Here is a 24,437-nt window from a genome sequence, read left to right as displayed (position 1 = left end):
ACTCACCGCTAGGGCAGAGGGGGTAGGCGTTAGTCTACCCCCTCTCGCTATGACCTCGAATGCCGTGGATGCCCGTGCTGGGTTCCACGATGAGGCGCACCCCAACCCGGTCGCGCCTGCCGCCGCATCCGCAGCATGATTGGTGTGTGCCGTGCGGTGGCGAAGTGAAGATGTTCAAGATAAGGAGAACCCGTGGCAGAGTTCGTGGACCGCGTGGTCTTGCATGTATCTGGCGGTCGCGGAGGTAACGGCTGCGTCTCCGTGCGACGTGAAAAGTTTAAGCCCCTGGGCGGCCCTAACGGCGGTAATGGTGGTAATGGTGGCGCGGTGATTCTGCGCGTGGATAACCAGACCACGACCCTGTTGGAGTACCACCACAGCCCGCATCAGCACGCCCCGAATGGCGATATTGGTCGTGGCGATATGCACCACGGCTTCAACGGTGAGGATCTGATCCTGACCGTGCCGCAGGGTACTGTGGTGAAGGACCGCGAGGGTAATGTTTTGGCTGACCTGCTGCGTGTGGGTGACGAGTATGTTGCTGCGCGTGGTGGTATGGGCGGTCTGGGTAATGCTGCGTTGGCTTCGGCTAAGCGTAAGGCTCCCGGTTTTGCTCTGTTGGGCACCCCCGGTGAAGAGGCTGATATTGTTCTGGAGCTCAAGTCCATTGCGGATGTGGCTCTGGTGGGTTACCCGTCGGCGGGTAAGTCTTCGTTGATTGCTGCGATTTCTGCGGCGCGTCCGAAGATTGCTGACTACCCGTTCACCACTCTGATCCCGAACCTGGGTGTGGTGCAGGCGGGCGATGTTCGCTACACCGTCGCGGATGTCCCGGGTCTGATTGAGGGCGCTTCGGAGGGCCGCGGTCTGGGTCACCGCTTCCTGCGCCATGTGGAGCGTTCTTCGGCTCTGGTGCACGTGATTGACTGTGCTACTTTGGAGCCGGGCCGTGACCCGATTAGCGACTTTGAGGTAATCCGCGGCGAGCTGCAGAACTACGAGGTTGACCCGACTGCGGGTGTGACCGTGCCGTTGCATGAGCGTCCGCAGATTGTGGTGCTCAATAAGATTGACGTTCCTGAGGCTCGTGAGCTGGCGGAGTTTGTTCGCCCCGAGTTTGAGGAGATGGGCTTTAAGGTCTTCGAGATTTCGACGGCATCCCATGAGGGTCTGAAGTCCCTGATCTTTGCGATGGCAAAGCTCGTGGAGGAGGACCGCGTGGCTCGTGCCGCTGCCGAGAAGGAAGCGGAGCGCGTCGTGGTTGAGGCTCCTGTGGTTCGCCCGAAGGGCTTCCGCGGTAAGAAGAAACAGGAGTTCATTATTCGCCGCGAGGAGCGTAACCTTGAGCCGCTGTTCCGCGTGATTGGTGAGAAGCCTGAGCGTTGGATTCAGCAGACTGACTTCAATAATGATGAGGCTGTCGGTTACCTGGCGGACCGCCTGGCGCGTCTGGGTGTTGAGGATGAGCTGTTCAAGGCTGGTGCTCGTGCCGGTGACGCTGTGGTGATTGGTGAGAACGACAACTCGGTGATCTTCGATTGGGAGCCGACCATGGTCGGTGGCGCCGAGCTGCTGTCCTCCCCGCGTGGTACGGATGCTCGTCTGGAAGAGATTATTCGCCCGACTCGTGCGCAGAAGCGTGTGGAGTACAAGGAGCGTATGGACGCGAAGGCGGAGGCTCGTGCCGAGCTGGAGTCCGAGCGTGTTGCAGGCGTGTGGACCGAGTCGGTCGAGTACCGCAAGAAGCTGAAGGAAGGCAAGGTCGACGAGAATATCGACATGCCGAACGTTGACGACTAATAGTTCAGCGTTAGCTGTTGCCTGGCTGAGGCTTGGTCGTTAGGTATTGGCGCCGCGTGCCGGGGTTCGCTCCGGTGCGCGGCGCTTTCTTTTGTGCACTGTGACTGCCTCTTGCGCTGGTTTTGCGCGCCGGAACATGCGGGTGAGTCTGTTGCAGGATGTGATGGCTGAGCGTGCTGGCTGGGTATTCCACTGGCGGCTTAGCTCACCCCCGTCATTTCGGTGTTTTTGACCGTAAGAAGGTAGCATAGAGGGGAATGTACGCGGGCACCGTTTTCGGTGTTGCGTACCTTCTGTGTACCTGCCCGCATCCGCGCCTGTGGCGGCTCCCAAGTTGCCGTGGTGCGGTCTCTGTCCCCAGCAAGGACGGCATTTGTGACTGACCAGCCTGTTCACCTTGATTTTGGTGCTCCGAGCACCGAGTCGATTCCCCCGCGCACTCCCGGTCGGGTGCGTCTGGGCGTGATGGGTGGAACCTTCGACCCGATTCACCACGGACACCTGGTGGCAGCTAGTGAGGTTGCCGCCGTGTTCGACCTGGATGAGGTCGTGTTTGTTCCGACCGGTCAGCCCTGGCAGAAGGTGGGGGAGCGGCACGTGAGTGACGCTGAGCATCGTTACCTGATGACGGTGATTGCGACTGCGTCGAACCCGCGTTTTACGGTGAGCCGTATTGATATTGACCGTGGCGGCGCCACGTACACCTTTGATACGCTTAACGAGCTGAGCGCCCTGCGCCCGGATGCTGACCTGTTCTTCATTACCGGCGCGGACGCGATTAGCCAGATTATGACCTGGCGCAATGCCCATAAGCTGTGGGATTTGGCGACTTTTGTGGGCGTGACCCGCCCCGATCATGAGCTGGATCCGCCGCTGGCTGAGGGTCGTCATATTACGACTCTGAAGATTCCTGCGATGGCGATTTCTTCGACCGATATTCGTCGCCGCGCAGCTGAAGATGCCCCCATCTGGTACCTGGTGCCGGATGGTGTGGTGCAGTACATTGCTAAGTACGGCCTGTACAAGAGGGACGCTTTGACGGCGTACCGTGACGGCTTGCCCCGCGTGAAGGATGAGTCTGGGCAGGCACCCCAATCGACGAATAATGAGGGAACACATGAGTGAAGCTACGGGTTCGAAGCCCTATAGCGAGGACGAAGCGTACCTCTACGAGACGTACGTGACCGAGGACGGCATTGAGGTGCCGCCGCCTACTAAGGTGATGGGTCCGCGTCGTCTTGCCCGCTACCGTGAGGAAGTTGCCGAGTACCTGCGTGCAGCCCGCCGTGGTGAGCCCGCGAAGCCTGTTGCGAACATGGGCTCCGTGATTCATGCGGGTGCTATTGACCCGCAGGTTCTGGCTGTTCAGCGTCGTTTTGCGGCGCTGGCGGCTCAGGGCAAGATTGAGACTGAGGCGAACGATGAGGAGAAGCTGCACGAGCCTGCTCCTCTGACCAGTAGCCTGCGTGTTCTGCGCCCTGAGGAGATTGCGCAGAACCGTGTGGATGCGACCAGCCCCTCCGCGGTGGATAACCCGATGACTTCTTCGATCCCGGTCATTGCCGTGGTCAAGGAGGAGAAGCCGGAGCCCGAGCTGCACCAGTACCTGGTGCGCGATGAGCCGAAGGTTGAGGAGCTGGACAGCTCCGTCGCTGAGGTTGAGGAGACCGAGGTTGCTTCCGTTGAGGAAGAGACCGTTGAGGCTGTCGAGGTTGAAGAGTCTGCGGACGAGCTGCCCACCCGTGTGAGCGCGGTGAACGCGCAGGGTCTTGACCTGAGCGTGCTGGATAGCGCCTCCGCTGGTGACACCGTGGATTCGGTGGACGGCGACCCGACTGTTGCTCTGAGCCCGGATGAGGTTGAGGAGCTGCTGCAGCGCATGGTGGATCGCCAGGATCCCGAAGAGTCTGCCGCTCTGGTTGAAGAGGTTACCGAGGAAGCCGAAGAGTCTGAGGAAGCCGCGAAGGATGCAGAGTCCAAGGTTGCTGATTCTAAGGTTGCTAAGTCCAAGTCTGCTCCGGTACCTTCCGCTGAGGCTTCGAAGGAAGCTGATGAGTCTGCTTCTGAGAGCGCTGTTGAGAAGGCTGAAGAGGTTCTGCAGCCTGCGCAGAAGGCCTCCCTGGCGTGGCTGTGGATTGTGCTGCTGCTCGCCCTGGTCGTTGTTGGTCTGATTATGATTTTTGGCCCTAAGTAGGCCGTGAACAATGCACCCCTGTTGCGGGTGCTGCCGGCGGGTGTTCTGTCGGCAAGGAAGGAAAATATGACTGCTGCACAGTCCTCGGTTGAGGCTCTGCGCATTGCCGCCCGCGCTGCGGAGGAGAAGCAGGGAACGAACCTGTTCGCTGTGGATGCATCCGACGCGATGGGTCTGATTGATGGCTTCCTGGTGGTTTCTGCCCACAATGAGCGCCTCGTGAACGCTGTTGCGGATGAGGTTGAGGACGCTCTGCGTGAGCAGGCTGACCTGAAGCCGGTCCGCCGTGAGGGTCGTTCCTCGGGCCGTTGGATTCTGCTGGACTTCGGCGATATTGTCGTGCACGTTCAGCACGAGGAGGACCGCGAGTTCTACGCTCTGGATCGTCTGTGGGCTGAGGCTCCGCGTATTGAGCTGGGCGTTGAGAACGAGGCTCCCTTCGACATTGAGGGTGAGACTGAGGAAGATGCTGCACGCATCATTCCCGCTCAGGACGAGGCGTAAGCTTCTGCTTGATTTTTAGCTGATGAGGGGTGGGCTCTGCTGGCGCTGTATGGTGCCGCGGGGTCCGCCCTTCTTGCTTAGCCGCCGGGAACTTTTTGGATTTTTGGGTGCGCTGGTTTGCATCGCTGTCCGTGGTGTGTGTAATATATTCATGTTGCCTCGTTGAGGTCACTAACTGAATATGGGGATATGGCGCAGCTGGTAGCGCACCTGCATGGCATGCAGGGGGTCAGGGGTTCGAGTCCCCTTATCTCCACGTTTTCCTCGGTTGAGGAGCTTGTCGCCCGGTTCTTGTGAATCGGGCGATTTTGCTATCTGCCGATAACTCTCGATAGTCAACAACACAGTTCATAGTTGAGGAGTCACTCATGGGAGCGCACGCACATCACGGCCACGGCGGGCATCACGGGCATCACCACGACCATTCGCATGCCCCGAGCCCGGAGGACGCCGCCTCGATGCGTCCGCGCCTGCTGATTGCGTTCAGTCTGGCGGTCGTTATTGTGTTGGCGCAGGCGATTGGTTCGTTGGTCACCGGAAGTCTTGCGTTGCTGACTGATACGGCGCACGCTGTTACGGATGCCTCGGGCCTGCTGGTGGCGCTTACGGCGGCTTCGCTCATGACGCGCCCGGCAACGTCCCGCCGCACGTGGGGTTTCCGCCGTATTGAGGTGCTTGCCGCCCTCGGGCAGTCGGTGCTGCTGCTGGCGGTGGGTATCTACACGGCGGTGGAGGGCGTGCATCGCCTGTTCGCCCCGCCGGAGGTGCCCGGCACCGAGCTGCTGATCTTTGGTGTGGTCGGCCTGGTGGCGAACGCTATTGGTATTGCGGTGCTGGCTACGGCGAGGAACGCGAACTTCAATATGCGTGCCGCGTTCCTGGAGGTGCTCAATGACGCCCTGGGTTCGCTGGGCGTGATTGTGGCGGCTATCGTGATTTGGCTGACCGGCTTCTACCAGGCGGACGCCCTTGCCGGTCTGTTCATTGCGGCGCTGATTGTGCCGCGTGCAGTACGTTTGATGAAGCAGACCACGGCGGTGCTCATGGAGTTTACCCCGGACGGCCTGGACCTGGACGCGATGCGTGAGCACATGCTGCGCGTTGACGGCGTTGTGGAGGTGCACGATGTGCACGCCTCGATGGTGGCGACCGGTCTGCCGGTGGTGACCGCGCACGTGGTGGTTGCCGATTCGTGCTTCCATGACGGCTCTGCGGTGGCGATTCTGGACCGTATCCGTTCGTGCGTGGCGAGCCATTTTGAGGTGTCGGTGGAGCACTCGACCTTCCAGCTGGAGACCGCCGAGCTGGGTGGTCGTGAGCCGGATTCGATTCGCCACCCCTAGGCTGTGCCCGTAGGTTTTGCCGGGACTTCGCTGGAGGTTCTGCCCGCCGCGGTAAATTACGGCAGAAAACGGCAAACCAGAACAGGTACCAGAGCCTGAAATAGCGGGGGAGTAGTGACCTTTATATTTGGTGGCTTCAACACGCAAAAGATACACTCTTTAGGGAGCAAAAGGTGCTCCTCACCCACACACTTTGACAGGTCCGCTGGCTGGCTCTTTAGTTTGGCAGCCGCGGTAGCCTGCAATGATGAGCGCCTCAGCCCAGCTGAAACGGAATAGCTGAAACGGAATAGCTGGCGGGCGCATCCTGGAATTTTTGACGAGAACAACCACGATTAGCAGCAGATACGGAACACTATGCATTCACCTATTGCCACTTACCTGACCGAGACCCTCGAGTCGGTCGCTTCTGATACCTCCGGTGAGTTGGCAAACTACATTCCGGAACTTGCCGCCGTGGACCCGGACAAGCTCGCCGCGTCTATCGCCATGGTTGATGGTGAGCAGTACGCCGCCGGTGACTCCGATGTGGAGTTCACTATTCAGTCGATTTCTAAGCCGTTCGTGTACGCCCTGGCGCTCGCGGACCGCGGCTATGATGACGTGCTTGCGAAGGTGGGCGTGGAGCCTTCCGGTGAGCCGTTCAACGAGCTGTCCCTGGAGGACGGCTCCGGTAAGCCGCTGAACCCGATGATTAACGCGGGCGCGATTACCACCCATTCGCTGGTGGGCCCTCCCGGTGCGACTCAGGGTGAGCGCATGGAGCGCGTCATTTCTGGTCTGTCTGCATTTGCGGGCCGTCGCCTGTCGGTGAATGAGCGCGTGTACGAGTCTGAGCTGGAGCACGCGCACCGCAACTACGCGATTGCGCACATGCTGCGCGGCCACGGCATCCTGACCGGTGACCCGACTGTGGCGGTGCAGGGTTATACCCGCCAGTGCTCGCTGATGGTGACGGTTAAGGATTTGGCGCTGATGGCGGCGACTTTGGCGAACTATGGTGTGCATCCGGTGACGGGTGAGCAGGTGGTTCCTAAGACTGTGGTGCGTCAGGTGCTGAGCGTCATGTTCACGTGCGGCATGTATAACTCTGCGGGTGACTGGGCGACCCAGGTGGGTGTTCCGGCGAAGAGCGGCGTGGGCGGCGGCATTATTGGTGCTGTGCCCGGTCAGCTGGGTGTGGCGACGTTCTCGCCGCGTCTGGACGGTCACGGTAACAGTGTGCGCGGCGTGGAGCTGTTCGAGCAGTTCTCTGATGACATGGGAATGCACGTGATGAACGTGCCGACGGTGGCTCGTTCGGCGTTGCGCGCGAACTACCAGATCGGTTCGGGGGACGAATCTATGCGCCTGATTCAGTTGCAGGGCCGTATCCGTTTTGCGGGTGTGGAGCGCGTAATCCGTGAGATTGTGGAATCCCCGATGGAGGGTTCCAAGGTTGCCCTGGACGTGACGCGCGTGTACGCGGTGGATGAGGTCGCTCAGAGCATGCTCCTGGAGCTGATGCGTCGTCTGCGGAATGACGGGTACAAGGTGTACCTGATTGATAATGACGAGACGATCACGAACACGGAAGCGCTACGCAGCATGGGTGTGAAGGTTCTGACGAACCCTGCGGCGGTAACTTCTGCAGAGTCGGATGCTGAGCGCGTGGCTGAGGCTGACGCTGAAGAGGCTGCGGAGGCGGCGGAGGCGCTGGAGGCGGGCGCATTGGAGGCGTTGGAGGCGCAGGCGTTGGAGTCTGCTGAGCTGCCTGCGGCTCCTGAGGCTGAGTAGGTTTCTTGCCGCGGCATCGGCTGCACAATATATGTTTGAGTGCCCCTTTCCCGGGTGCGTGGTGAACGCGTTCTGGGGGAGGGGCCTTGCTGTGCTGTGGCTAGGGTTCCTACCGTGCGGCGCGGGTGCCTGTAGGGCAGTGCTGGTTCCTAGTGCGTGGCGTGGGTGTCTATAGTGCGGTGCTGTTTTCTGTCGCGCGGCGCAGGGTAGCGTAGGGCGCTGAGCGCGGTCTTCGGTGAGTGAACGGGCTGAAAGAGCGTAGAGGTTCTTTAATAGCGCCGTTGTTAATCATTAAGTAATATTTTGAATTTTTCGATATCTAACGGCGGTCTCATCATACACTCATAATATGAACACTGTTCCACACTCAGAAACACCTATCACTCCTCGTCAATCCGCTATCGCTGACCCCGCCGCTGACCGAGCGGCAGCGGGTACTTCTGCCCGCGCCTCCATGGGTCGCCGCGAACTACTTCACCACGTTGGTACCTTTGGTTTGGGCGCGGTGGGCTTCGGCGTGCTGGGTCTTGGCTTGACCGGTTGCACCCCCTCCGCGGCGGAAGGCACCCACGGGGCGGCTAGCGGGTCAGCATCGGGCGGCACCCCGTCCGGTAGTGCGTCGGGTAGTGCCTCGGCGACTTCTTCGGCAAGCTCCTCGGCTACCCCCTCCCCATCTGCAACTAGCTCCACATCGGGGACCGCATCCCCGACCGCCGCGGCATCTCAGACGGCTTCTGCATCCGCAACCTCCTCGAACCCGGTCCCTGCGGCTCGTGCCTGGGACGGCCCGCAGACCGGCCTGCCCGGTGAGGGCAAGTATATTGCGTGGACGGTCGATGACGGCGCCGACCCGGAGGTGGTACGCGCCTACGCGGAGTTTTCTCGCCGTACCGGCACACGCCTCACCTTCTTTATCAACGGTCAGTACCCGGCGTTTAAGCAGCATCGTGACCTGTTGTTGCCGCTGGTGAAGAGCGGCCAGCTGCAGATTGCGAACCATACGTATAGTCATGCGGCGTTGACGAGCCTGACGGATGAGCAGATTGTTCAGGAGCTGACCCGTAATGATGAGGAGATTAGGCGGCTGTTTGGGGTGTCGTCGAAGCCGTATTTCCGCCCGCCGTACGGGTATTATGATGCGCGCGTGTTGGCGGCTGCGGCGTCGTGTGGTTTTACGCGCCCGGTTCTGTGGTACGGGTCGTTGGCGGATTCGTCTAATATTTCTTCGGCTGAGGTGTATGCCTATGCGGAGAAGTATGCGTTGGCTCAGCATATTGTGATTGGGCATTTGAATTATCGGGGTGTGGTGTCTGAGCTGGACCGTATTCGGGCGTTGTTGGATCGGCGCGGGTTGACGACGGTGACGATTCGCGACTATTACGGGTAGTGCGGGGGAGACCCGGCGAGGGGTTCCGGTGGGTATACTGGGAGGCATGATGAAGCTTCCTCAGAACCCTCTCCTTCGGCAGGTGCACCGCTTCCGTGAGTCGCTGCTGCTTCTGCTGTATTACTCGCTGTCTTTTCTGGGTGTGCGGTGGATGCGCACGGGGCATCCGCGTGTGGCGGCGGTGTGGTCTGTGGGTTTGTGGCTGAATTTGGTGCTGCGTGGCATGGGCCAGGTGGTGCGTATGCTGGTGCCGGTCCTGCAGGATGCGGAGGCGCGCCGTGCTCGTGCTGAGCGTGCCCGCGCCTACCAGCCGCGCTAACCTCACCGGCTGAGCTGACAGAACGAGGCTGATATGACGAAGCCCCCTCGTACTAGAAATAGTACGAGGGGGTTTCGCTATATCTGGGGCTGCATTAGCCGGGGGTGCTAGTCGTCCTCGTGGGAAAACTCGTTGACAATCTCCGGGGTCTGCATTGCAAACTCATCAGGTTCTGCAGTCTCGGGCGAGAAATCCAGATAGTAGTTGCCCTCGGAGGTGCGGGTGATGGTGACGTAGGTTCGACCGTAATCGAGCAGTTCGCGAATGCCGACCTTGGTGCCTTCGTCGAGGCCCATGCGCTTACGAATATAAGAGCCAAGCTCGGAGTTCGGGATGGTCGACATATCCTTACCGCAGCGGTCGGAACCGCTGGCAACACGCATAATGAGGTCTTCACCGTCATCGCAGTGCACCACAATGGGAGTGTTCTTCACAGGGAAGAAGTTGGACCGCCCAATGTTCGCGGGAACCGCAAAGTAGGCTTCATCCTTATTGGCTCGGATATCTCGCAGACCCCAGTTAATGCCGGAACCGCAGTTGTACGAAGAGCCCTTACTCGCGTGGCTGTACAGGTACAGCTTGATGGAGGAGAAGTCCTTCAACCTTTCCTCGCGTTCCGTCTCAGGCTCGGGGAGCGGAGGAACCGGAGGTAGAGACTTATTCGCCAGGACGTCCGCGGGCGCTTCTGGGAAGGTGAAGAGAGAATCAACCACAGGGTCGGTGCAGCTCAGCGAAGCGCCGAAAAGCGTATCGGTATAGTTCTCCGCATACTCCACCGACACCGGCACAAGAATGTTCTCCTGCTGACATTCCGAAGCGTCACGACCGATATTGAGACCGTCCGTCGACAGGTTAGCCGAGCCAGCGTAGGCAATATCGAAGGAGCCGTTCTGCGCCCAAGCGTAGAGCTTGGTATGCACCAGGGGAGAGACGCGAGGATCCGGGTAACGAATATCCAGGTACCCGCGACTAGCCTTGACCCACCCCTTGAGGATTTCATGGGTCGTAATGCTCACCGCACCGTCTCGTGCCATACCAATCAGAAGATGAATCTTCGGCGTGGTAGAGGTCGGGGTAAACTTGCTCATCTCACCCCAATGACCACCCTCCTTAGAGCGTCGTCCGGGGGTAAAATCAGCCTGATACAGCGCACTGAGAATGGTAGTTCGCGAGATATATCCGGTAACCGCCCACAGTTCGTGTCCGGCGCAATCATCCTTAGGATACGGCGATTGGAGAACAAGCTCAGCGAGGTTGTCGCCCATGAGTGACGAGTAAAATTCCATGGGAATACGTTCTCTTTTACTTAGAAAAGAGTGCCTTCTTTCTTCTCAAGTTCACGAATGCGCTCATCTACATCAATATTCGGTTCAATACCGTCGTAGTCATTCTCCATAAGCGTATTGAATAGAGCTTCGAATATGACCTGCGCACCGTCCGGGGGAACCGCCATGCCAATCTGGCGGCGTACATTCTCCTTGTTGCCGATGAACTTGTACCAGTCAGGGAACGTCTGCAGGCGTGCGCGCTCGCGGTTGGTGAGGGCGCGGGGCTCTTCCCAATGGTAGATGTGCGTGCCGCCGCCGCCGGATCCGGTGACAGTGTATGCGGGCTTATTGGGGTCCAGCCGCTTATAAATCTGGCTGAGCTTAGCGCCACGCACATTGAGGCGCAGTTCCTCAGGCATATCGGTAGCGTTGAAAGCGTTCTCGCCGGGTTTGATGTAAGCGAGGCGCTGCTTCACCACCTCAGACTGGCGAGTGAGCTCATTGTTGGTTGCCCACTCGGGGATGGGAGGCTCGGTAAGCGCCTGCTTAGCGGTGCGCATCATCGAAGGTTCGGGAGTGGTGGGTTTCGGAACCTTGAATTCTTTGCCGCTGGCAATAAGGTCATTATGTAGGCCTACGATAATGATTCGGTGTCGAGCCTGGGGGAGGCCGTACTCCTCAAAGCGGTATTTATGAGCGACAACGGTGTACCCCGCACGCTGCATTTCTCGTAGGATGTAGGGAAATGCGGTACCTGCATTAGCGCCAGAAAGACCACCCACGTTTTCCGCCACAAACCATTCAGGTTTATGGCTCTTGAGCACGTGGATTCCATAGGTATAGAGAGGACCGTATTTACCCTCTAGGCCTTTCTGCTTTCCTACGAGGCTGAAGTCATTGCAGGGAAAACCGAACGCAAAGCCATCAATCGGAGGCAGGGTGTCGGTATCAAGCTCGCGGACATCACCGACGTACACGGTCTCTTCAGACGCACCGGGGGTGTTTTCGCGGTAGGTATCTGCAGTCGTGGGGTCGTAGTCATTAGCCCAGGCGTGCTCAATTTCGATGCCCGGAACCTTATCTGCGGCGTTGTGTGCGCCCAAGGCAATGCCGCCGGGACCGCAGAAGAGCTCTCCCATTTTGTAGGTTTTGGGTGAGGATGATGTGTGCTTCTCAGCCATAAGGTTCTCCGAGTGTAGAAAGTATCAAGTACCTATGCGTGCTCGCAGGGTGTTGAGGTGTACCTGAAAATTTTAAATAAAAATACTAATTTTAGCAGCTTAGCCCGTATTCTGGATTCAGCAACGGAATGTGGTAGATAGGGTGCTAAGTGTGATGTATGGCCTACTAATCGCGTTTAAAAAATAATGCTAGGAATGACGAAAAACTGTGCTGACGTGTGAGAACGAGTGCTAAACTCACAGAGGAAGCCAATCAACGGCTTCTGTAGTCACTCACATTTCTATTTTTCAATGAGGAGAAAAATGGCTGAGGAAATTTCCAAGCCGGAGCAGCGGATTTATGACATTGCTGCCCGGGAACACATTTCGTATGAAGAAGCATGTCGCCTAGCAATTGACGGACTGCTTGACTCAGGCGTTGTTACGGAGGAGATGGTCGTTCCCAGCTACGAGGAAGCACTTCGTAGCATCCAGAAGCGTCAAGCAACAGAAGCTAAGGGAATGAAGGAGTCTTGGTACGATACCACCAAGCCTGACACCCCTATTTGGTCTATCCTCCATGAGGAACTCAAGGCTAAGATTGGCAAGGAAGGTGCTTCGACTATCCACCGGGAATCCAATAAGGTTGTTGGATTTTTGGCAGATCCCAATGCAAAAGATCTGAAGCGTAAGGGACTCGTCGTTGGCTACGTTCAGTCTGGTAAAACTGCGAACTTCTCGGCGGTTATCGCCAAGGCAGTTGATGAGGGTTACCGTTTCGTCATTGTTTTGGCGGGCATGTATAACAACCTTCGTCGCCAGACTCAGGAACGTTTGGATAATGATGTATTGTCTGCATGTGATGAGTACAAGGGTGTCCGGCCTCTGACTGACGTCACCGGCGATATTTCTTGGAAACCTATTCAGTGGGGATTCAAAGGTAAGGATATTGTTTTCTTTGCTGTTGTGAAGAAGAACTCTCGTCGCTTGGAGAACCTTCTGCATAAATTGGAGGTAGCAAACAAAGAAGGTCTTCTTGATAATGTGCCTGTGCTTATCATTGATGATGAGTCAGACCAGGCAACCCCCAACACTGCGAAGGAAGATGAAGAATACTCGAGTATTAATCGTCTTCTCCGTCAGATTTGGGACCAGGTCTCTACGGGATCGTACGTGGCTTATACCGCAACTCCGTTTGCAAATGTGCTGATGAATCCTGATGATGAGGAGCGCTATACCGAGCATGTGAAGTCTAGTAATTCCGATAACCCTGAAGGTGAGGATATTGAGCGTTACCCCGGACTGTACCCTTCTGACTTTATTTATGCTCTAGAGCAGCCAAAGGGATACGTCGGTGCATCGCGTATTTTCGGCACCCCATTCTGGGCTAGTGAAAATGCAGACGGTACACTTGACGACGGTCTGGATATCGACGCGGTGCGCCCTATTTCTGAGGATGATGCAAAGGTTCTACGTCCGCCGACCGCTAAGGAAGCAAAGGAAGGTGCAGTGTATGCACCTAAGATGGTATCTAGCCTGGAAGATGCAGTGCTGTGGTTTATGATTGCCACGGCTCTTCGCCGTCGTCGTGCTCAGAAGAAGCAGCACAGCTCGATGCTGATTCACTTCTCCCAGAGGGTAGAGGCACATTTTGAGGCATATGAGATTATCAAGAACTACATCTCTGAGCTTCAGGAAAACTACGGTAAGCCTGATATTGACGATGCCATGCAGAGCCTGTACGAGCGCGAAGTTGTTCGCATGCAGGCCGTCCGCCCCGAAGCGATTTACCCTGAATGGGATGAGCTGAAGCCTGCTGTATACGAGACTATCTGTGAGACTAAGTGCATTGTGGAGAACGGGTCTTCGGAAGAACGCTTGGAGTACATTGCAGATTCACCAGCCACCTATGTTGTTGTCGGCGGTAATACTCTCGCCCGTGGTTTGACTCTTGAAGGACTCATTAGCTCCTACTACATCAGGACGAGCAAGACCTACGATACTCTTCTCCAGATGGGCCGTTGGTTTGGTTTCCGTCCCATGTATGAAGATCTCATTCGTTTGTGGACTACCGGTGGTATCCAGTCATACTACCGCCACCTTGCCGGTGTGGAAGAAGAGATTCGTGAAGAGATTCGCAGAAAGGGTAATTCTCCTAAGACCGTTGGAGTGAAGATTCGTACCCACCCTGGCGTTTTGCAGGTGACTGCTCCGAACAAAATGCGCCACGCAAAGGTTCTCAATGTTGATTTCACTGGTAAGTTGCATCAGCTGACTCGTTTTGACGAGAAGAATGCCGAAGTCCTGAACCGCAATATTCAGGTATTCGAGTCGCTTGTTAACACTATTTCTGGTAGTCAGGAGGCTCTGCGAGGTAAGAATAACGGAAGCTACCTCTTTACGGAGGTCCCTGTAGAAATCGTTCTTACCTACCTTAAAGATTTTGAGATTCATCCTTCGCATAACAAGACTGTTATGGGCAAAATGGTTGAATGGATTGGCAAGTATGTTGATCAGGACTGGAATGTTATTATCTATTCCGGTACCAGGAAGAATATGATTCAGCGTAATTTTGCGGGTCTTGATATTCGTATGGCAAACCGTAGCGCAGAGATTAACTCTGAGCCGGGGGTTACGGATTTGGGTGCTCTTACTGTAGCTGGTTCAGAGGTTGTGGACCTCAAGATTCTTGCAGATGCAGGAATCTTGAAAGACCCGGATAAATTTAAGAATGTAAAGGAAAAGGAGTGGCCCGCTCTTCGTTATCTGAATGGAAATACTCCGCTTCTGGTTATCTATGTAGTGAACCCTCAATCTCCTTCTGAGGGTAAGGCTGCCCGTCGAGATTTGGACGCTACCGCTCCTGTCGTGTTGCACGCTGTTCTACTGCCGCAGGTAGCTGGTTCTGGAGATGGTCACTTCGTCGCAGTCGAGACTAACAATCCTGAACCTGATGAGGAAGAGCAGGAAGAAGATAACTCTTTCCTTGATTTGGATGATGATAATGAAGGTGACTACGACGGCTGATTCCAAGTAAATTTTATAACCTATAACTGAGGTAAATATGCTCTGGGGTGGCGATTTGATGCCACCCCAGAGTTCTTAACACTATGTACTAGTGCTCTAAAGAGTCGTAGCATATCGCAGACTAGGAGTTAACACCATGACCCTTAACTGGTTCCCCCTTCCTAAAAACACTGGTTCAATATCTGCTCGAGGTGCCTCGCGTACCCTGGGTCGACCCAATCTGAGTCCGCTTGCTCTGGTGACCCGAGAGATGGCTCAGAACTCGTGGGATGCACGCCTCGAAGGACACATGCCAGAGTTCGGTTGCTTGGTTCGGCGTGCTGACTCAGGTGTGCTGAATACCTTACGGAACGAGGTATTTGCAGCTGGTTTTGAGATTCACAGCAAGTACACGGGTCTAGACCAGACTTTTAACCGTAGCGACGTCTACTTCTTGGAGTTCTGGGACCGTGGCACCGTCGGTCTTGATGGTCCGGACCGTCCCGACGAAGCTGTTGAGGAAGGGGAGAGCCAGAACTTCGTTAACCTCACGATGAATCTTGGCAGCGATAACAAGGGTCAAGGTAACGGCGGCTCATACGGCTTCGGCAAAACGGCTGCTTTCAATATGAGCGAGTCTCAGTCCGTTATTTACTGGTCTGCCTTTAAGACCAAAACTGGCGAGATTGATTACCGACTTATTGCTGTTGCCCTAGGCAAAGAATATACGTATGACGGCCGAAACTACACCGGTCGCCATTGGTGGGGATATGAGGGGCCAACAGTTAAGGGAACGGGTAACATTCTCCCGTTGACGGGAGAACGTGCTCGTCTGCTGGGTAAAGAAATTTTCTCTCGTCACTTTAATGACGGAGAAACTGGCACTTCAATTCTTATCGTTGATGCAAAGCCTGCGGAGCTTATGGAAGTATCAGATGATGAAGGTAAGATTCCGGATGAGCCGGATCAAATTATTGACCGTTCCCACGAAAAGATTCAAAATATCGTGATGTACCATCTTTGGCCCAAATTGGATGTTGAAGATGGAAATAGGTCTATGGATATCAGGATTAACAATAATCCTGTCTTGATTCAGAACCTTAAGAATAAGCCTGAATATAAGGGAATTGAGCAGCTGTGCTCGGCTCTTAATGATGTCCGAAAAATGTCAGAGCATAAAAATATTGACTTTGAATCGTTTGATGGAGTTTTCCGGTATAAGGGCTACATTTTTAAACGCACAAGGGACTCCTATAACATTGGGTACCTTAAAATTGTGCTAGGTGCATACGATAGTACTGCTGAAAGGTCCATCTATCCGCAAAACACTGTGTGTTTGATGCGTAATGAGGCTGAATTGGTTGTCCAGTACCGAAAGGTAAATGACTTGGATGACTCGAAGGCCACCTGGTACGGCGTTTTCAAACCCGACCTTGAAACGGATGTTGCCTTCCGAGAGGCTGAACCTCCAGCCCATGACGAATGGAACCCGAGCTCTCTCGAAAACGCTAAGCACAAAAACATTGTTGTTTATGCTGCTTCAAATATCACTAAGAGTTTGAAGAGCCTGTTTGAGTCGAAGGACACTAAGCGCGATAGCGGGTCGCTGGGCTCCTTGTCGAAGATTTCTCAGAAGCTTGCTCGATTCAATCCGATTATGTCCACCGGAGGCGGTGTCAATACTGAGTTGATAGACGAGGACGAAGGTAAGAACAAAAAGCGCCCTGGTGGCGTTGTTCGTCGTGCCTCGGTATCGATTGAGTCTGCAGCAATGACTGGTGTTCACCCGCAGAACCCTGATTACGTTCAGTATTTCATTAGCTTCTCCTGCAGTAGTGCTTGGAAGGCTGGTCAGCGTATCGGTATCAAGGCCTCTATCGCAACCGGTGATGAGAGGACTCTGGAGTACACGGACTCTCACGATCTTGAGCCTTCTTGGAGCGAAGGCTGGGGCCCTGATGCTAACGACACCCAAAGGGCGGGCCATGTTTATGTGCAGTGGGACGGCCCTGATGATTCCGAGGAGAACCAGGGGTCTGTGGTCATCACGTTGCGTAAGGGTAAGACCTATATTTTTGAGGTGGAGGGCTAATAGCTATGGTAGGTAAGCGCGTAAAGGCATATCCTCATCTCACCCTTTTCCCGCATGAAGTGGAATGGGGTGAATGGGATATTCGTACTCAGAACGGCGAAATTGTTGACCCGGATAAGTTGCCCTCCAACTGGGATTACGATACTGATCTGGAGCTCTCCATCTCTGTCAAAGTACGTCTTGAAGGAATCCGTCGAGTACTGGGCAATGAGGAGTCTCTGCCTCGACTGATTTGTGAGGTTCAGTGTCGACCGACCCACTGGAGCGTCATTGAAGAGAGCCGAGATATTCAGCTTGATTCGGAATCATTTGTCGCGGTTGTTAGCGCCAAGGTTCCTGGACGTAAGGTTGCGGGAGAACTGAAACTCCGGGCAGCTCTGTTGGCGGGTGCCCTAAATATCGATGGATATAACACCGATGAAACCGCCTATATCGCTGTGCAAGAGGACAGCCTGTCTTTGAGCGCTAAGGGCGCTGGTATGCCATTCTCGCAGCTTGATTTTTCTCGAGTGCGAGAGTGGGATAAAAACGCGCCATGGGTTGTAAGATGCGACGCTAGCGACCCGGAAGCACTGTATTCACGATGCGTGCGAGTATTTGTGAATACAAAACACCCGGTTTGTAAGGCTTTGGTGCGAGGGGATGAAAAGGACTATGAAATCCTAGAACCCGCTATTTCTCGAGATTTCCTGGCAACTCTTGTTCGAGAGATCTATATTTCTCATCTGAAAGAGGCTTCTTTGTATACGTCACAGAAAGAAGTCACTGAAGGAAATTGCGAAGATTTCCAAATCGTCACCCAGAGGATTATTAAAGAAAATTTCTCAATGACGATTCCGGAACTTATTGATGCACTGAAAAGGGATTGGAATTCTGTGCAGAGCAAAATCGATGGTATTACCGGGTACATGCAGAAGGGATGGAAGTAGGTATGGTTCAACAGAACGTGGAGCCTGCCCAGCAGGACACTAGCCCTGAGAATACTCAGGCACCTGCAGAGCAGGAAGAACAGTATCTTTACTACCGCCTGGAAGATTTTCTAGCGGGTATAGAGTTGCAGGAATGGAAAAACTCTGGAGTTCCGCTACACAATGTAGATTGTGGAGCAATCGACACGAATCTAGAGATTCTCAATATCGGCGGAAACGAAATTCCAATGCCGACTCTGGATAAACTCCGCAGAATCATCGATAAGGAACTCGATAGTCTAGAGGCTTTTTCTGATGATCGGGATAAGTGGAAGTACGAGTACTCTCACCGTATCGGTAAATCTCTGCACAAGAATCTGCATATGATTCGTGGTGAAGCTGAATCTATTGAGGTATGGCAGTTTATCGGTTTGCGGGTTCTTCCAGCAGCTGCTTTTGCGCGTTTTGCCCCGTCAAATAAGGACCGACATATCGGCAACCTGCGCCGCCACGTCCTACGTCGCACCTGGCTGACTTATGATCTCCTGGGTGAGGTTATGGATGAGGGAGGCTACCTCACGGAAGATGACCTCAACCAGATTCTGGACCGAACCTCTATCTCGACGAACCGTAATTTGGCGTTGGCTCTCGCTCGAACCCTAAACTCTGTGGGTGCCCCCAGCGATTATGGTTTGGAGAGGGGAGTATCTGCTCGTAGGCTCAAACGTAAAATCGCGGAAGAACTCACGGTGCGTATGGGCGTTGAGATGGTGCAGCACAAATCGTACGAGGATATGTGCGCACTCCTTGAGGTCATCAAGAATGAGGTTATCGAGGCCTTCAAGCTGCAGGAGGGTATTACCGAAGAACAGGATGAAGGTACCTGGGATACGGAATCCGAAGCTTTAGAAGACTACGAAGCCGAAGACGTAGAAATCGAAGAGTCGGAAGACGTAGAGGTTGAAGAGCTGGAAGACTCAGAAGACTTGGATATCGAGGCTGACGAGTACGACGAAAGCTACTACGAGGATTTCTCGGACGAGGAGTCTGAAGAGGAGGAAGAGTCTGCAGATTCCGAGGTTGCTGAGGCTATCGAACCTGAGGAACCTGATGCTCAGGAACCAGCGGAATCTCAGCCCTTCTTCGTGCCGGTTAGCGAATTCCGTGAATCAAACCCCTTCAGCTCAATGCAGTACGGGTACTACGTTGACGAGGAACCCGAGGAACGTCCGTTACGTCTTCGAACTCCGCAGAGCAAGCTCAAGGCCAAGCTGGAACAGGCAAGCCCTGAAGTAACCGCGGACGAAGAAGCTAATGAGCAGGATTCTGAAGCTAAGACTCACAGGAGCAAGCTCACTCCTCCCAAATCTAAGATGGGACAGTTCTGGGGCAACATGCCCTGGAAGCGCTAAAAACTAAGAAGCCCCCTTGCCCCGGTTCAACTAAGAACCGGCACAAGGGGGCTTCGTCATATCTGGGGGTAGAAGCTTAGTGCTTCTTCTTCGGCTCGCACGCCACGCCGTCACCGTCTTTATCTAGACCCGGGCGGTAACCCGGCTCGCCACGATGCAGGGGCGCCGCACCAGCCGCACGAGCATCAGCGCATGTTTCGTAGTAAACACTCGACCGCGCAGGAGCCTGCTGAACCGGCTGCGCGGGAGCTTGCTGAGCGGGAGCCTCAGCCGCCGGAGCCTGCGCGGGTGCCTGCTGGACAGGCGCCTCCGTAGCTACCGGCGCCTGCTGAACAGGCTCAGCCTGTTGCGCGGGAGCCTCGGAAACCGGAGCCGCCGGCGCCTCCGCGGAAGGTGCCTCAGTAGCCGGTGCCTGCACGGGAGCCTCAGTAGTCGGAACCGGAGACGGGGTTACCGTCGGGGTAGCAGACTCCGAAGGAGACGCAGACGCACTCGGCGTCGAAGAAGCGGTAGGGGAAGCCGAAACAGAGGGGCTAGCCGAAGCAGAAGCCGACGATGACGCAGACGGCGTAGACTTCGGAGCACGAACAGACGAAGAACAACCGGTCAGAAGCAGAGCACCCGCAAGAACACCAGCGGTCGCGGCGTGAATTTTCAACACAATATTCCTTTAGAAGTGAGTGGACAAGCGTGTTCACCGTAGAACACACACTCCAGTGTAAAGGAAAACAACCCCACCCGCAGACAATATCGAGCCGCCCACAAAGAGTCCAACAAGGAAAGATACAATGTGCGGGCACGGCGAAGCCCCCTTGCGCCGGTTCGCACAGAACCGGCACAAGGGGGCTTCTCTCTATCTACGGCTGTATGAGCCGGGGAGAGCTAGGGGAGTAGCACCCCCGCCGCGCCTCCCTCAGCAGATACTAGGAGCAGTTGCCGTTCACATCGCAGGACGGACCCGCCTCCGCGGCATTGGCACCCGCGGCGTTAGCGCCACCAGCCGCGCCCGCCAGCGGGTTCAGGAACTCAACGCGGTGAGTCTCCTCCCACACCTGACGCAGCGCCTGCACCAGCATCTTCGCAGGCTGCGCACCACTGACCGCCCACTTCGACTCAATCAAAAAGAACGGCACACCATTAATACCCAGCTGACGCGCCAACTGCTCATCGGCACGCACATCCGCCGCGTAGCGGTCGCTCTTCAGCACTGCCTCAACCTCGGCAGTATCCAGGCCAATCTCAGAGGCGATATTCAGGATCGACTCGTGATCCTGCACCGAACGGCCTTCCGTAAAGTACGCCAGCTTAAACGCCTCCTGCGCCGCCGACGCCAAACCCTGCTCCGCCGCATAATGAATCACACGGTGCGCATCAAACGTATTACCGTACCGCGCCTGCCGCCAATTGAAATCCAAACCCACCTCGCGGGCACGTTCCGCCAACGACTCCTGGCTCGCAATCGCCTGCTCCAGCGGCATCTGATACTTACCAGCAATCAGCTCAGGTAGCGAACCGGCAGGATGCTCCGTAGCCGACGGGTCCAGCTCAAAACTATGCCACACCACCTCAACCTCGTCACGGTGCTCAAACTCGGCGAGCGCCAGCTCCAGATTACGCTTGCCCACGTAGCAGAAGGGGCACACAATATCGGACCAAATATCAATACGCATTGTCGTCTATTCCTCTCACACTCGGATGCGGCACACTGCCGCCACTATACGCTCACTCAACGCCCGGGGTGCCGTGCTTATTCCCGCCGGGTTTATCCCCGGTACGTATTCCCGCCGGGCACGGCAAAGCCCCCTCGCCCCGGTCCGTACAGAATCTCAATACAGGAATGTCCGTACGGGAACCGGGTCAAGGGGGCTTCACCAGGGAAGGTCTACACCAACCTATCGGCGGGCGGGCGCCGGTGCGGTAGTGGCAGTAGCCGCGGGAGCAGTCGTAGCCGCAGGTGCGGTCGTCGCCTGCTGGCTAGCCGCAACCTCATCCTCATAGCGGGTGGTCGGTGCCTGAGTCGGAGCCTCAGTGGTCGGCTCCGGGGTAGGGGCTGCCTCCGTGGTCGCCTCGGGGGAGGGGGTGTGCTCCTCCGGGGTGGGGGTCGGCGAAGGTGCCGCCGCCTTAATCTCTTCCTCGGATGCGTCACCGTAGTAGTCACGAACCGTCACCGCAGTCAGGCCGCGGTCATCAATCAGACCCTTCACCTTATCCAGGATCGGGATGATCGTCTCGTAGTTCAGGTGGCCCAGCACAATCTGCTGCGGCAGCATGTATCGGATGCAGCGCATGTAAATCACGCGGGAGCTGGTCTTCGCCTCGTCACCGGTGGTGCCGTTCCACATGACCGGGCGGGTAAAACCAATCTCGCCAGCAGCCTTCAGCACCGCATCGTTGTAGCGGCCGTACGGCGGGCGGAAGTACGGCTTCGACGAGACACCGAACATGCTCATAATCTCGTCTTCGTTACGCTGCAACTCTTCCTTCACGCCCTCAGCGTCCAGGGTGGTCAGGTCGGCGTGGCTGTAGGTGTGGTTCGCAATCTGAATCTGGCCGCTCTGAGCCAGCGGACGCAACAGCGACACGTGCTCCTTGAAACCGGTGTACGACGCGTTAATGAAGAACGTCAGGCGAGTATTCGTACGCTTCGAGAACTCAGCGTAGCCGCGAATCGCCTCCGGGCTCGCGCCGTCATCAACAGTCCACGCAACATACTTGCCGTCACCAACGAGGGAGTTGCCGATGCCGGGCCATTCGCGCGGCTTATCAACCGGGTTGCCAGCAGCGGCAACCGTCGGCGAATTCGTTGCGGCGGGGCGAGTAGCGGCAGCAGAGGTCTCGCCGCCAGCCTGATACGGAGTGAAATTACCGCTGGTGCCGTCGTAGTCATTCGACTTCTTCGAGCAGGCAGCAATCAGCGGAAGCATAGCAGTGCCGAGCACAAAAAGTCGGCGATTAGGCTGTGAGTGGGTCATACCTTCCAGGATAACGCCCCCACCTGCAAGGAACGAATCTGAACAGCACATACACCCCTAAATAATGCGCACATCACACCGCGAGCTCAGCACCACAGTATTAATAGGTATAAGAACTAGGCGTAAGAACACAGAACCAAGAAGCCGCAAGCCGGTAACGCTCCGCTACACTAGTGGGATGGAGAATTTGGGCACTCACGAACTGCGCAACCTTGTGAACGATGCTGCCGACGAGGCTGTCAACATCGGCTACCGTGTTGCAGACCGGCTGCACAGGTGGCGCGAAAAGCGTGCCATCGCCGCCGGTCGCGAGCCTATCCTGGTGCCCACCGAAGGCTACGGACGCGCCGCCTCCGAAGGAAACCCCGGCTGGGTCCGCGTCATCGCCCGCGCACTCTACAAGACGGTCAACCTCGAACGCCTGCTACAGGTCGTAGAAGGCACCCAAGACACCGCCAACCCCATGCGCGGCTGGCGCTCCTTCACCGCCACCGCAATGTCCGACGCGCCCGTCACCATCGTCATCGACGGCACCAAGTACGAGGCGTACACCGACCGCGGTGGCGTACTCGACGTCAAACTCAGCATCGACCTGGAACCCGGCATGCACGAAGTCATCATGTACGTGCCCGGCTCTCGCGCCGTAGCAACCAGCGTCTACATCGTTCCCGAAAGCCAGAAGCTCGGCGTCATCATGGACGTCGACGACACCGTCATGGTCACCATGCTGCCGCGCCCCCTCGTCGCCGCCTGGAACTCCTTCATCCTCGACGAGCATGCACGCATCCCCACCCCCGGCATGGCGGTCATGACCGACCGTATCCGCCGCAGCCACCCGGATGCGCCGTTCATGTACCTGTCTACCGGCGCCTGGAACATCACCCCGACCCTGCGCCGCTTCCTCAGCCGCAACGGCTACCCGCGCGGCACGTTCCTGCTCACCGACTGGGGCCCCACCCCCGACCGCTGGTTCCGCTCCGGAACCAACCACAAGGTCGAGTCCCTGCGCCGCCTCGCCGAGGAATTCCCGCAGATGAAGTGGATCCTCGTCGGCGACGACGGGCAGCGCGACCCGTACATCTACAACGGCTTCGCGGTACGCTACCCGGACAACGTGGCGGCAATCGTCATCCGCAACCTGACCGTGGGGGAGACCATGCTCGCCTCCGGCCGCGTGTGGAGCGACTACCGCGCCGAACAGATGATGCGCTCGCCGCTGTGGATTGAAGCCACCGATGGCGTAACGCTCAGCAAGAAGCTGCGCGAGCTGGGCCTGATCGATTTCTAGCCGGTTACTGCTCACCGGTTGCTAAAACCAGCATGGATACCCAGTAAACCCACCGCAAATACCGCGAAATGCCGGTATATGCGGTGGGTTTTGGTGTTTCAGCGGAATTAACCAACTTAAACCCACGACACACCGGCTGCTGAAAAAGAGTTAAAAATCTTTTCTACAGCCTTAATCACATAGCTTAAACCCGCTCGAAGGGGGTTAACCCCCGCCTTTAAGAAAGTCCGTTCTGCTTTAAAACCGCGCCGTTCCGCGCAAGAACGGGTGAGAGCGGAAATCTCTTTAAAATCAAGCCCGAATCTGCCGGGTTTTATGCCCCCAAACGCATACATGAGGTTAACTGAACCTCAACTCAGCGGGCGAATGAACCCTTAAAAATCCTGACCAACTTAAACCCCACCTGTGGATAACCCGGCACACCCCGCGAAAATACGGCGAACTAGCCCCGCGGCAGGGTGTGGATAAGCTGTAGACACCCCCTCTTAAGTGGGTTCAACTGTGGGTTTATCGAACGAAACACGACCCTCGCACCACATCATCTTGTGGTGCAGAAAAATCTCGACACTAGATGTAGTATTAATACTCGGTTCCACCACTACGGCACTTTTAGGCGCCCTGCCCCAGAGCAGGAAACCGCCACGCCCCACTAGGAGGGGGCAGTGGACGGCACAGCGCCCGCCGTAAATAACACGTGGTGAACCACCGACGAAACACGCCAGATTCATTCACGAGATAAGCCCGCCCGAGCGGGAGAAAGTAAGAGGCACTCCCATGGTAGTGACCGTGTACACCAAGCCCCAGTGCGTCCAGTGCAACATGACCTACCGCGCCCTCGACGCGAAGGGTATCAGCTACACCAAGGTTGATATCACCGAAGACGCTCAGGCCCTCGAAATGGTCAAGTCCCTCGGCTACATGCAGGCACCCGTCGTCATCGCAGGCGACGAGCACTGGTCCGGCTTCCAGCCCGACAAGATCAACGCTCTGGCAGCGTAACAACCCTGC

Annotated in this window: 19 protein-coding genes and 1 tRNA gene; 15 read left to right on the top strand and 5 right to left on the bottom strand. The window is 56.3% G+C overall.

Annotated elements, in window-relative coordinates; translation table 11 throughout:
- Window positions 1-192: 192 nt before the first annotated feature.
- The 9 genes from obgE (at window position 193) to HMPREF2682_RS02340 (ending at window position 9,323) form a co-directional block, all read left to right on the top strand.
- Window positions 193-1,800, top strand: a complete 1,608-nt coding sequence (gene obgE, locus HMPREF2682_RS02380) for a GTPase ObgE (RefSeq protein WP_070831046.1) — start codon at window positions 193-195, stop codon at window positions 1,798-1,800.
- 375 nt (window positions 1,801-2,175) lie between these two features.
- Complete coding sequence (gene nadD, locus HMPREF2682_RS02375; protein ID WP_070831043.1) at window positions 2,176-2,925, top strand: nicotinate-nucleotide adenylyltransferase; 750 nt, start codon at window positions 2,176-2,178, stop codon at window positions 2,923-2,925.
- Entirely contained in the window at window positions 2,918-3,994 is a 1,077-nt protein-coding gene (locus HMPREF2682_RS02370; protein ID WP_070831040.1) for a sulfite reductase subunit alpha, read from the top strand. The genes nadD and HMPREF2682_RS02370 overlap by 8 nt, the downstream gene beginning before the upstream one ends.
- Window positions 3,995-4,060: 66 nt before the next feature.
- A complete protein-coding gene (gene rsfS, locus HMPREF2682_RS02365) occupies window positions 4,061-4,498 on the top strand; it encodes a ribosome silencing factor (protein WP_044142238.1) in 438 nt (145 codons plus the stop codon).
- Between the two features lie 183 nt (window positions 4,499-4,681).
- Window positions 4,682-4,754 (top strand) — tRNA-Ala (locus tag HMPREF2682_RS02360).
- 112 nt (window positions 4,755-4,866) lie between these two features.
- On the top strand, window positions 4,867-5,841 hold the full coding sequence (locus HMPREF2682_RS02355; protein ID WP_070831037.1) for a cation diffusion facilitator family transporter: 975 nt from the start codon (window positions 4,867-4,869) through the stop codon (window positions 5,839-5,841).
- Between the two features lie 357 nt (window positions 5,842-6,198).
- The gene (locus HMPREF2682_RS02350; RefSeq protein ID WP_070831034.1) at window positions 6,199-7,617 is read left to right on the top strand and encodes a glutaminase; all 1,419 of its coding nucleotides are present in this window, start codon (window positions 6,199-6,201) and stop codon (window positions 7,615-7,617) included.
- 349 nt (window positions 7,618-7,966) lie between these two features.
- Window positions 7,967-9,004, top strand: a complete 1,038-nt coding sequence (locus HMPREF2682_RS02345) for a polysaccharide deacetylase family protein (RefSeq protein ID WP_070831031.1) — start codon at window positions 7,967-7,969, stop codon at window positions 9,002-9,004.
- A 46-nt stretch (window positions 9,005-9,050) separates the two neighbouring features.
- Window positions 9,051-9,323, top strand: a complete 273-nt coding sequence (locus HMPREF2682_RS02340) for a hypothetical protein (RefSeq protein WP_239661600.1) — start codon at window positions 9,051-9,053, stop codon at window positions 9,321-9,323.
- A 107-nt stretch (window positions 9,324-9,430) separates the two neighbouring features.
- Here the strand turns inward: HMPREF2682_RS02340 and HMPREF2682_RS02335 are convergent, their stop codons facing one another.
- Both HMPREF2682_RS02335 and HMPREF2682_RS02330 read right to left on the bottom strand, forming a co-directional pair.
- On the bottom strand, window positions 9,431-10,411 hold the full coding sequence (locus HMPREF2682_RS02335) for a restriction endonuclease PLD domain-containing protein (RefSeq protein WP_070831028.1): 981 nt from the start codon (window positions 10,409-10,411) through the stop codon (window positions 9,431-9,433).
- Between the two features lie 218 nt (window positions 10,412-10,629).
- Window positions 10,630-11,730 (bottom strand): DNA cytosine methyltransferase, encoded by a 1,101-nt coding sequence (locus tag HMPREF2682_RS02330; RefSeq protein ID WP_246827239.1) that lies wholly within the window; start codon window positions 11,728-11,730, stop codon window positions 10,630-10,632.
- A 345-nt stretch (window positions 11,731-12,075) separates the two neighbouring features.
- On the opposite strand from HMPREF2682_RS02330, the gene HMPREF2682_RS02325 reads away from it, so the two are divergent.
- From HMPREF2682_RS02325 to HMPREF2682_RS09430, 4 genes are all read left to right on the top strand, one after another.
- The gene (locus HMPREF2682_RS02325; RefSeq protein WP_070831022.1) at window positions 12,076-14,778 is read left to right on the top strand and encodes a Z1 domain-containing protein; all 2,703 of its coding nucleotides are present in this window, start codon (window positions 12,076-12,078) and stop codon (window positions 14,776-14,778) included.
- A gap of 250 nt (window positions 14,779-15,028) precedes the next feature.
- Window positions 15,029-16,849 carry a hypothetical protein gene (locus HMPREF2682_RS02320; protein ID WP_141762608.1) on the top strand — a complete coding sequence of 607 codons (1,821 nt, stop codon included), beginning with the start codon at window positions 15,029-15,031 and terminating at the stop codon, window positions 16,847-16,849.
- A gap of 5 nt (window positions 16,850-16,854) precedes the next feature.
- Window positions 16,855-17,778 (top strand): hypothetical protein, encoded by a 924-nt coding sequence (locus HMPREF2682_RS02315; RefSeq protein ID WP_070831017.1) that lies wholly within the window; start codon window positions 16,855-16,857, stop codon window positions 17,776-17,778.
- 227 nt (window positions 17,779-18,005) lie between these two features.
- Entirely contained in the window at window positions 18,006-19,169 is a 1,164-nt protein-coding gene (locus HMPREF2682_RS09430) for a DUF6339 family protein (RefSeq protein WP_168167717.1), read from the top strand.
- 76 nt (window positions 19,170-19,245) lie between these two features.
- Here the strand turns inward: HMPREF2682_RS09430 and HMPREF2682_RS02305 are convergent, their stop codons facing one another.
- From HMPREF2682_RS02305 to HMPREF2682_RS02295, 3 genes are all read right to left on the bottom strand, one after another.
- Window positions 19,246-19,830: an excalibur calcium-binding domain-containing protein gene (locus HMPREF2682_RS02305; protein WP_083321747.1), complete on the bottom strand. Its 585-nt coding sequence runs from the start codon at window positions 19,828-19,830 to the stop codon at window positions 19,246-19,248.
- Window positions 19,831-20,092: 262 nt separating this feature from the next.
- On the bottom strand, window positions 20,093-20,839 hold the full coding sequence (locus HMPREF2682_RS02300) for a DsbA family oxidoreductase (protein WP_070831011.1): 747 nt from the start codon (window positions 20,837-20,839) through the stop codon (window positions 20,093-20,095).
- A 222-nt stretch (window positions 20,840-21,061) separates the two neighbouring features.
- Window positions 21,062-22,141 (bottom strand): polysaccharide deacetylase family protein, encoded by a 1,080-nt coding sequence (locus HMPREF2682_RS02295; RefSeq protein ID WP_070831008.1) that lies wholly within the window; start codon window positions 22,139-22,141, stop codon window positions 21,062-21,064.
- Window positions 22,142-22,319: 178 nt separating this feature from the next.
- On the opposite strand from HMPREF2682_RS02295, the gene HMPREF2682_RS02290 reads away from it, so the two are divergent.
- Both HMPREF2682_RS02290 and nrdH read left to right on the top strand, forming a co-directional pair.
- Window positions 22,320-23,429, top strand: coding sequence for an App1 family protein (locus HMPREF2682_RS02290; RefSeq protein ID WP_070678221.1), 1,110 nt, complete (start codon window positions 22,320-22,322; stop codon window positions 23,427-23,429).
- Window positions 23,430-24,203: 774 nt separating this feature from the next.
- On the top strand, window positions 24,204-24,428 hold the full coding sequence (nrdH, locus tag HMPREF2682_RS02285) for a glutaredoxin-like protein NrdH (protein WP_005505794.1): 225 nt from the start codon (window positions 24,204-24,206) through the stop codon (window positions 24,426-24,428).
- Window positions 24,429-24,437 lie beyond the last annotated feature (9 nt).

It is taken from the genome of Rothia sp. HMSC061D12 (assembly GCF_001836735.1).
In the GTDB taxonomy this organism is placed as follows: domain Bacteria; phylum Actinomycetota; class Actinomycetes; order Actinomycetales; family Micrococcaceae; genus Rothia.
The sequence above is the reverse complement of the archived record's forward strand: the minus strand, read 5'-3'. Positions and strand labels throughout refer to the sequence as shown.